The organism is Saccharomonospora iraqiensis subsp. iraqiensis, from assembly GCF_000430445.1.
GTDB classification, from domain to species: Bacteria; Actinomycetota; Actinomycetes; order Mycobacteriales; family Pseudonocardiaceae; genus Saccharomonospora; species Saccharomonospora iraqiensis.
The window spans coordinates 106,436-115,363 of record NZ_KE387084.1 but is presented as its reverse complement, the minus strand read 5'-3'; the positions used below and the strand labels follow the sequence as shown (position 1 = coordinate 115,363).

Annotated in this window: 4 protein-coding genes; 1 reads left to right on the top strand and 3 read right to left on the bottom strand. The window is 71.0% G+C overall.

Features of this window, described 5'->3' with window-relative positions:
- Positions 1-216: hypothetical protein (locus ACTIR_RS26535; RefSeq protein ID WP_026454220.1), on the bottom strand; the 216-nt coding region annotated here is incomplete at its 3' end.
- A 64-nt stretch (positions 217-280) separates the two neighbouring features.
- Positions 281-6,529, bottom strand: a complete 6,249-nt coding sequence (locus tag ACTIR_RS0110345) for a protein kinase domain-containing protein (RefSeq protein WP_026454219.1) — start codon at positions 6,527-6,529, stop codon at positions 281-283.
- A gap of 324 nt (positions 6,530-6,853) precedes the next feature.
- Here ACTIR_RS0110345 and ACTIR_RS0110340 point away from each other — a divergent pair, with 324 nt between their 5' ends.
- Positions 6,854-7,417, top strand: a complete 564-nt coding sequence (locus tag ACTIR_RS0110340; RefSeq protein ID WP_026454218.1) for an RBBP9/YdeN family alpha/beta hydrolase — start codon at positions 6,854-6,856, stop codon at positions 7,415-7,417.
- A 572-nt stretch (positions 7,418-7,989) separates the two neighbouring features.
- Here ACTIR_RS0110340 and ACTIR_RS0110330 read toward each other — a convergent pair.
- Positions 7,990-8,724 (bottom strand): class I SAM-dependent methyltransferase, encoded by a 735-nt coding sequence (locus ACTIR_RS0110330; protein ID WP_026454217.1) that lies wholly within the window; start codon positions 8,722-8,724, stop codon positions 7,990-7,992.
- Between the last annotated feature and the right edge of the window lie 204 nt (positions 8,725-8,928).

Sequence of the window (8,928 nt, the reverse complement as noted above, 5' to 3'; positions counted from 1 at the left end):
CGGCGGGAACTCGGCCCCGCGCACCGGCTCGATCGCCGGGAACACGGCCGCCACGTCGTCGTCGGTGCCGCCCAGCGGGCGCAGCACCAGCATGTCCGGGGCGCTGTCCGGCAGCACCACCCAGTCCCGGCCCCGGGCGGTGACCAGGGAGCCGGGTCGGAACGTGGCGGCGGGGGCCGCCGGGGTGGTCTCGCCAGTGGGGGCCGTGCTCGTCATCGGTGTCCTGTCCTTCGTCGTGTGTCCTCGCCTCGTCCGGGCCCGGGCCGTGGGGCCTCGCGGGTCAGGAGTCCGGCCCCGCGCCGAAGTAGCGCCGGAACCGGTCCACGACCGTGGACCAGTCGGCGTCGTGCGGGAATCGCACCACATCCCAGCCCTTGTCCACCAGGCGGTCCTCGGCCTCGACGTCCCGCTCGGCGACCTCGGGATACTCGTGCACCGGGCCGTCGACGAACACGGCCACGTTCGCCCCGGGCAGCCGGTAGACGTAGTCCGGCCGGGCCCCGGCTTCGGGGATGTAGGTCTGGGCCTCGTCCGGCAGGCGCAGACCCCGTTCCTTGAGCCAGGTGACGAGCCGGCCCTCCAGCTTCGTGTCCGACTGGGCGGTCAGCCGGGCGAGCTGTTCCGACCGGGTCTCGCCCTGCCCCTCGGCCAGTGCCTGCGCCCCGGCCAGCCGCAGCAGCAGGTCGCGCACCGCGTGCCGGTCGATCTCGCCGTGGTCGGGCTGGTTGCCGTAGGTGAGCAGGCACTCGTAGCAGCCCCGCGCGCACGGGCGCTGCGGATGCGCACCACCCCGATCGGTGCCGTCCGGGGCGAAATGGCAGATCTCCAGCGCGGCCGCCGCGGCCCGGGCCAGCGCGTCCGGCTCGGACTGCATCAGCCGCAACACCCCGGCACCACCCTCGGCGGCCTCGGTGAACAGCATCCGCCCGCGCGGCCCCTCATCCGGCGGCAGCAGCTCGCTGGTCAGTTCGGCGTCCTCCAGCTCGAAGGCCGCCTCGATGCCGCGTTCCAGCGCATACATCAGCGACAGCGCCACCGGCCGCTCCAGCGGCTCGGTCAGGCTCAGCACCAGCACGTTGCGGCGGTCCTCGACATACGGGATGACCCGCTTCTTGCGGCGCTTCTCGTTGCCCTTCTCGTCCACGACCGGCATCTCACTGGAGTCGCCGGAGGCCTCGGCGGCGTCGCGTTCACTCAGCCAGCGCCCGTCGCCCGGGTCGAGCCAGAAGCCCGGCGGTTCGTCCTCCTTCGCGCGCAGCCGACCGACGTTGGTGATGCGCACGGTGGCGGAGTCGCCGTAGCTGACGGTGGCGATCCGGCCCTGCGCATCCGTGACGCCCGCGTCGCGGCGGCCGGGGCGGGCGCCGTGGTCGTGGAACCGGTAGGAGGTCACCAGGCGGAAACCCGCGCGCCGCCGCTCCTCCTCGTCGGAGGAGATCCGCTCGCGGCGCTGGGTGTAGACGGTGTGCAGCTGGAGCAGCCCCACCGACTCCTCCCGCAGCGGCGCGTCACACATCTCGCACCGGTCGGCGTTGTCCCGGGGGCCGTGGTGGTAACCGCACGTGGCGCACCGCTTGGCGGTGGTGGTGGCCACGTCCCCGCTGGCGTCCGGCGGCAGCTGGATGCGATGCACCTGGTAGCGGGCGCCCTCGTGGTAGATCAGGGCGCCCGGGCCGAACTCGCGGATCGCCAGGAACCGGGGACGCTGCAGGTAGTCCCCGTCGTCGTAGCCGCGGCCGGTGACCGGAATGTAGGCGGCCAGCGGCAGGCGCGGGAACGAGTACCCGGGCAGGAACCCTTCGCTGGCCAGATACCGGTAGGGGTTGAAGTCCGACAACACCGACTTGCTGTCCGGGCTGTCGTTCTTGAGCAGGTTGAGCTGGGTCTCGGCCTCCCGGCGCCGGTTCGCGGCGTGTCGGTGGTCGCGCTCGGACAGCGTGTGGTCGAGCACCCGCCGGTTCTGCTCGGCCTGGTCCACCAGCGCGGCGCGGAACAGGTCACGCCACCGGCCGAAGGCACGGTCGAACTCGTCGGGCGCGGCCCGGACGGTGGCCTCGATCCACCCGTCGTGGAACCACGTGCTGTCGGCGAAGCGCTCCAGCAACCCGCCGAACACCTCGCGGGTCGCCGCGACGGCGCGGCGCTGCGCGTCGGGGTCGCGCAGGGCCGCGGCGATGTGCTCGTGCAGCGGCAGCGCCGGATCGGGACGGGCGGTGTCCTCGGCGGAGGCGATGTCGATGGTGTCCGGGATCGACCGGCCCAGCTTGAGGCCCGACTCGGCCAGCCAGATCGCCTGCACGTGCGAACGCACCAGATCCTCGTTCGCCAGGTCCAGCCGCGGCGGAGCGACCGCCCCGGCGACCATGCGCTGCGACCGGCGGAAGTAGTACTGGTCGTGGCTGTTGCCGGTGGCGCAGTAGGTGGTGACCAGCGCGGGCTGGCCCGACCGGCCCGCGCGCCCGCTGCGCTGGGCGTAGTTCGCCGGGGTGGGCGGCACGTTGCGCATCATCACCGCGTTCAACTCGGCGATGTCCACCCCCAGCTCCATCGTCGGGGAGCAGTAGAGCAGCTTCAGCTCGCCCTTGGCGAAGGCTTCCTCGCGCTTCTCCCGCTCGTCCGGGGCGACCTGGGCGGTGTGCTCCTTGGCGGCCATCCCGCCCAGCGCGCCCGCGGCGTCGCGGTAGAGACCGCGGAAGAAGGTGTTCACCCGCGGCCCGTCCCCGCTGGCGTAGGTGCGGGTCAGCGGGTCGTGGGTGCCGGTCTCCCCGGTGCCGGCCCGCCACACCAGCGCCCGCGCCGAAACACGGTAGCCGGGGATCGGCGCGCTCTCCCGCCGCCGGTACCGGCCGCCGGAGTGCTCCGGGGTCGCCTCCACCTTTTCCACCAACCCGGCCTCGGTGAGCACGGTGAGCAGGTCGACGATGATCTGCTGCCGGTCGTCGACGGAAAGCTTGCCGAAGTGGACGCGGTCCAGGTACTTGCCGAACTTCGCCCGCCCGGACAGGAAGAGGTTGTCCCGGCCCAGGTTCGGCTTCGACCCCTGCGGGTACGCGGTACTCACCGGCGGGCGATCGTTCTGGGACAGCACCCACGGGTCGACGAGGTGTTCCTCGCTGGCGCGCCGGTACCGCTCGAAGTCGTCGCGGAAGTACTGCACATCCACCGCCAGGGCGCGCCGCATCTCGTCCAGCAGCACCCGCATGATCTCCCTGCGGCGGTCCGCATCCGCCGTCTCCAGATTCGGGTGCCTGCCGTTCCAGCGGTCCTGCCGGTCGGCGAGCCAGTCCAGGTCCTCGTACTCGATGCGCAGCAGTCCGGTCTGTTCCAGGTTCGGCATGGTGACCCGCCAGCCGCGCTGCAGGTCCACGTAGAGCCGGAAGGCGATCACGTCGCGCAGCGCCCCGGCCGCCTTGCGCGCCAGCGACGGAGGCAGGTCGGTGCTGCGCGCGTAGTCGGCGAGCTCCAGCCCCAGCGCCTCGGTGACCCGGGTGGCCAGCTCCTCGTGCCGCAGCCCCTCCTCCCCCGCGTCCAGCAGCGCCCGGTACAACGCGCCGCGCAGCTGGGTGATCTGCACGAAGTCGTTGAAGTGCCCGGCCTGCAGCGAGGCGTCCTGCCGGTTGTCGACGAACGTGAGCAGCTTGCGGGCCTGCTCGTCCAACGCCTCGGTGGGCGCCTCCCGCAGCGACCGCACGATGGAGGCCGACACCAGCGACGTCGCCGACGAGCGGCCCTCCTGGTCGAGCGTGGCGAGTTTGGCGAAGTCCTTGCCCCGCACCTGCTCGTAGCTCACCCCGCAGTGCAGGCAGAACAGGAACGGCGCCGGGATGAACGCGGCCGCAAGGCCGTCGTCGGCCTCGTGGCCGTAGGGGTCCACGGACACGGTGCGCGGCAGCCGCTTGCGGTAGGAGTCGCGCAGACGTTCGTTGCCGTGCTCGTCAGTCTCCAGCCACGACTCGGGCAGCCGACGGTCGGCGACCGCCTCGCTCTCGGTGCGGGCCCAGGGCCGGTCACCGTCGATGTAGAGGTAGCCGTCGCCCGCGCGGCCGCCCGTCGCGGTGGTGTCCCGGCGCGGCTCGTAGCTGATCGTGCCGCCCTCGTCCCGGCGCCACACGGTCAGATACTCCTGGCCGCACTCCCGGCAGAACGCCAGCGGCAGCAGGACCTTGCCGTCCGACCCGGGCTGCACCCGCTGGTAGTCCCGGGTCAGGTACCGCGTGTCCGGGTCCTCCAGGGTGACGTAGACGGTGTCGCCCTTGGACAGGAACTGGTGCAGCCGGAAGGCGAACAACGGGCGGTCGGTGACCGGGTTGCGCGCCTGCGAGCCCGCGACCAGGGTACGCCGGATCGCCTCGGCGCACTCGGCCTCCGCCACCCCGGTCTGCTCGGCGAGATCGGTGGCGGCGTCCTCGATCTTGGTGGGGTCCTGACGCACGAGTCGCCCGGTCGCGTCGGTGTCGAGCCCGAACCGGCTCTCGATCCACCGGGCCAACGGGTCCGCGGTCAGGTCGGCGTAGGCGCGGGGGGCGTCCGGCCACCGCAGCCGCTCGTCCGGCACGACGTCCGGCGGTTCGCCGGTGGCCCGCACCAGCGTCTCCCCGATCACGTCGTCCGCGCGGACCTCGGTGCCGAACAGGGTGGAGGCGACGTCGGCGACCACGGTGCGACGGTCGTCGAAACTGCCCTCGGTGGACATCGTGGCCGACGTGCCCACACACTGCAGGTTCTCGGCCCGGCAGGCCTCACGGACCCGGCGGATGAGCAGCGCCACGTCCGCGCCCTGCCGACCCCGGTAGGTGTGCAGTTCGTCGAAGACGAGGAACTCCAGCCCCTCCGCCATGCGGATCAGCGAGCGCCGGTCGTCGGGCCGGGTGAGCATCAGCTCCAGCATCACGTAGTTCGTGAGCAGGATGTCCGGCGGATCGTCCCGGATCTCCTTGCGGCGCGCGTCGCTCTCCTGCCCGGTGTAGCGGGCGTAGGTGACCGGCTCGTGACCCTTCCCGTACCCGGCGAGCAGGTACTTGTCCAACTCTTTGAGTTGGGAGTTGGCCAGCGCGTTCATCGGGTAGACCACGATCGCCCGGACCCGCTTGCGCGCCGCGGGCCCCTCGTTCGCGCGGTCACGGAGCACCTTGTCCACGATCGGCACAAGGTAGGCGAGCGACTTGCCCGACCCGGTGCCCGTGGTCAGCACGTACGACCGGCCGGAACGGGCGACATCGACCGCGTCGCGCTGGTGGCGGTGCAGGGTGAGCGAACTGCCGTCGCACACGGTGCTGTCCTCGGACTTGCCCGTCTGGAAGATCCGAGCGCACTCCGGGTGCAGCACCCCGTTGCCCGCGAGCTCCAGGACGGAGCCGCCGGAGGCGAACGACGGGTTCAGTGACAGCCACGGGTTCGGCCACTGCGACTTCGCGTCGAGATCGGCCTCCACGTACGCCTTGATCCGCTCGTTCCGGATGACCGTGCCACCCTCGGTGAACGACCGGTAGTCGTCGACGAGCCTGCGGTGCACCCCGAAGACGTCCATACCGGTGACCGGCCCGGTCTGCTCCGTCTCCGTCGTCGCGGACGGCCCGCTGGCACCGCTGTCGTCCGCCGCGCGGAGCTGGGCGAGGCCGGTCACCGGGTCGAAGGACTCCCAGTCGGAGACCGCCTCCTTCCCGGTCGGCAGCGCGGACAGCGCCGCCCGCACGGCGGCGGCGTCGGCCGGCCGGTCCGCCGGGTCCTTCGCCAGCAGCGTCTCCACCAGGCGGGTGAGCGCGTCCGGCACGTCCGAGCGCATCAGCCTGATCGGTGCCGGAGGCTCGGTGCGGTGTTTGTTCCCCAGTTCGTGCGCCGAACCGCTGTGGAACGGCGGGACACCGGTCAGCAGCTCGAAGAGCACACACCCCAGCGCATACAGGTCGGCGGCCTGCCCCACCGCCGAGTCGACGAACTGCTCGGGGGCCATGTACCGGGCCGTGCCGACCGTGACCCCGGTGCTGGTCAGCGTGCCGGCATCGGCGTCGTCCACGATCCGGCCCATACCGAAGTCGAGCACCTTCACCACGCCGCCGCGCAGCAGCATCACGTTGGACGGCTTGAGGTCGCGGTGGATCACCCCGGCGGCGTGCGCGGCGGCGAGACCGTCCACGATCTGCACCCCCAGCGCCGCGACCCAGGAGATCGGCGCCTGTGGATGTTCGGACACCAGGTCCCGCAGCGAGCGCCCGTCGAGCAGTTCCATCGCCAGGTACGGCAGGCCGGAGGAATCGACGCCACCGTCGATCGTGCGGGGCAGGTTCGGATGCGCCAGCTTGCGCATGATCCGCACCTCACGATCGAACCGCTGCGGCGTTTTCGTGGCGGAGTCCGGCCCCAGGCTCGCCCCCGTGCGGTTGCGCAGGATGAGCTTGACCGCGACCTCACGATCGGCGGTGCCCTCGGGTGCCGTCAGGTCCTCGGCGCGGTGTACCTCGCCCATGTTGCCCTTGCCGAGCGGTCCGACGAGCCGGAACCGGTCCGCCACGACATCCAGGTTCGCCGACACTGACATCCTTTCCGCACGGCGCTCGGGGACGGTCCGCGCGCAGCCCGGCGGCCGCCCGCTCCCGGGGCAGTGTACACACACGCGCTCTTCAGTACGTCAAGTGCCTTGTGTACGAAGGTAACAAACATGACGCTGTTGGGTTATGTGAACGGTTGACCACGCGCCCGGCCCCGATCTTCCCCCCTTCGCAGGAGGTCGTCACCGACCTCGAGATAACTCTCCGGCATCGATCCGCCGTATTCGCCACGGTGTGTGACCAGCCGACCAAAACGACGTGCAGCATGACGCCTGTGTCGGCGAAGACCCCGAAGTCGGAGGCCGATCGTGCGCTACCTGACCGTGCCGGGATACACGAACTCCGGACCCGAGCATTGGCAGACCCACCTGGAGAACACCTACGCGGGATTCGACCGGGTGGTGCAGGACGACTGGGACGCGCCCGATCGTGACCGGTGGGTGGCCCGGCTGGACGAGACCGTCCGTGGCACCGAGGACGAGGTCCTGCTCGTCGGGCACAGCTGCGGGTCGGTGACCGCGGCATTGTGGGCCGCGACGTGCTGGGACAGCCGGGTGACCGGTGCGGTGCTGGTCGCCCCGGGCGATGTCGAGGCCGAGGACGCCCCGCCGGAGATCACGGGGCTGGCACCGCTACCCCGGAAACAGCTGCCGCTGAAGACCCACCTCGTCGTCACCGACAACGATCCGCACCTGTCCCTGGAGCGTGGGCGGTCCCTGGCCCGGGCCTGGGGAAGCAGCATCGAGGTCCTGCCAGGTGGAGGTCACCTCGCCACCGCGGACGGCTTCGGGGAATGGGAGGGCATCGCCCCGATCATCGAACGGGTCTCCGGACGGACCTTGCGCCGCAGGACGAGATCCGACAGCAGATGACCATCGCCTCCGATGCGGCCCCGTCCCTCCGGACGGGGCGCTCCGACCAGTGCTCAGTTCCGTGCATGGTGTGACGACGGTCGGAGTGCACTTCCCCGATCGAGACCGACGGCCCTACGGGCGGAGACTTCGTGCCCTGGTCCGATCATGGGCGGTCGGCGCATTCTTGGTGGTGAGGACGGGGCCCTTCCCGAAAGGGAGCAGGACACCCCGTCCTCCCTATGCGCACCGGGCGGCCGTGTGCTCGGCCCCGAGGTTCCGGCCAAGGACTTCGGCTCGTCGTTTTCGCCGTTCTCGTAGGCGTGGTCTACGTCGTTTCGATCCCGTTCGGGTTCGGACCTCTGCTGGTCGGCCTGGCGGTACTGGGCGGCGGCGTGTCGGCTCGCCACCGCGACCCCGGCCTCGCGCGACCGGCACAGCTCGTCGGGATCGCCATGACCGTGGGAGGACTCGCATCGCACTGCTCGCCGCAATGACGACAACCGGCGGTGGCGGCAGCGACCGGGCGCCCGCTCCGCAAGAGCAACGGGTACAGCGACCGTAGAACGCCTTGATGTGCCAAAGTGATTCGGCTATGACGCGGGGTCGTACCGGGCCACGAACCAAGCGGTGGAACCGGTGAGTGGACCGGTGCGGTCCTGCGGATCGGTGAACAACGCCACGGGGTCGAACCCGGCGAGGGTGGCGTAGAGCTCCAACTCGCGGGGGAACAGAACTCGGCGCCGAATCAGGTCGTACTCGGTGGTGCCGTTGTCGAACTGCCAGGTCCGGTGCAGGGTGGCGACCTGAGCGCGGGCGTCCCAACTGTGCTCGATGATCACTTCGGCATGGATGCCCGCCGCATCGACCCGGCCGCGGGTTGGCGCGGCGGTGGAAGTGGGGGCGATCTGGGTAACGACGATCAGCAGGCTTCCGGGATGGGCGTGAACCGCGAACGTGGCGAAGGCCGCTCGGATGTCCTCGTTGTGGTGCAGATAAGCCAGGGAGTTGCCGAGGCAGAGGATCGTGTCGAAGGTGCGGCCGAGCACGACCGTGCGCAGATCACCGACACGCAGATCCAGGCCCGGGTGTTGCTGGCGTGCATGTTCGATGAGCGCGGGCTGGATGTCCACGCCGACGCGGTTTTGAGCATCGGAGAATTCAGCCAGGTCACGGGCAGTACCGCAGCCGAGGTCGAGAACACTCCCTGCGTGAGCCCCGTAGTCGTCGATGAGCCGCCGGCACGTGGTGGCTGCCGTGCTGCCCCGGTTCAGGGCGTCGTAAAGGTCGGGGCGCCGATAAGCGAGATTGTGCTCAGCCAGAGTCATGCGGCCGGGTTACGTCCGCGGAGAGCAGACACCGGAGGCCGACTTCGAGGAGAAGGGTTTCACACAGCACGGACGGCACGGTAGCGCTTTGATACACCCCGACGCACGGCGCGCTGAAAAGCGTGGGCGGACACTGCCTGGGTCCCGGCCGTGGGCCGCGGCGCCGCGACTCGCTCCCGGCCCACGACCGGGTCGGCCGGGCGC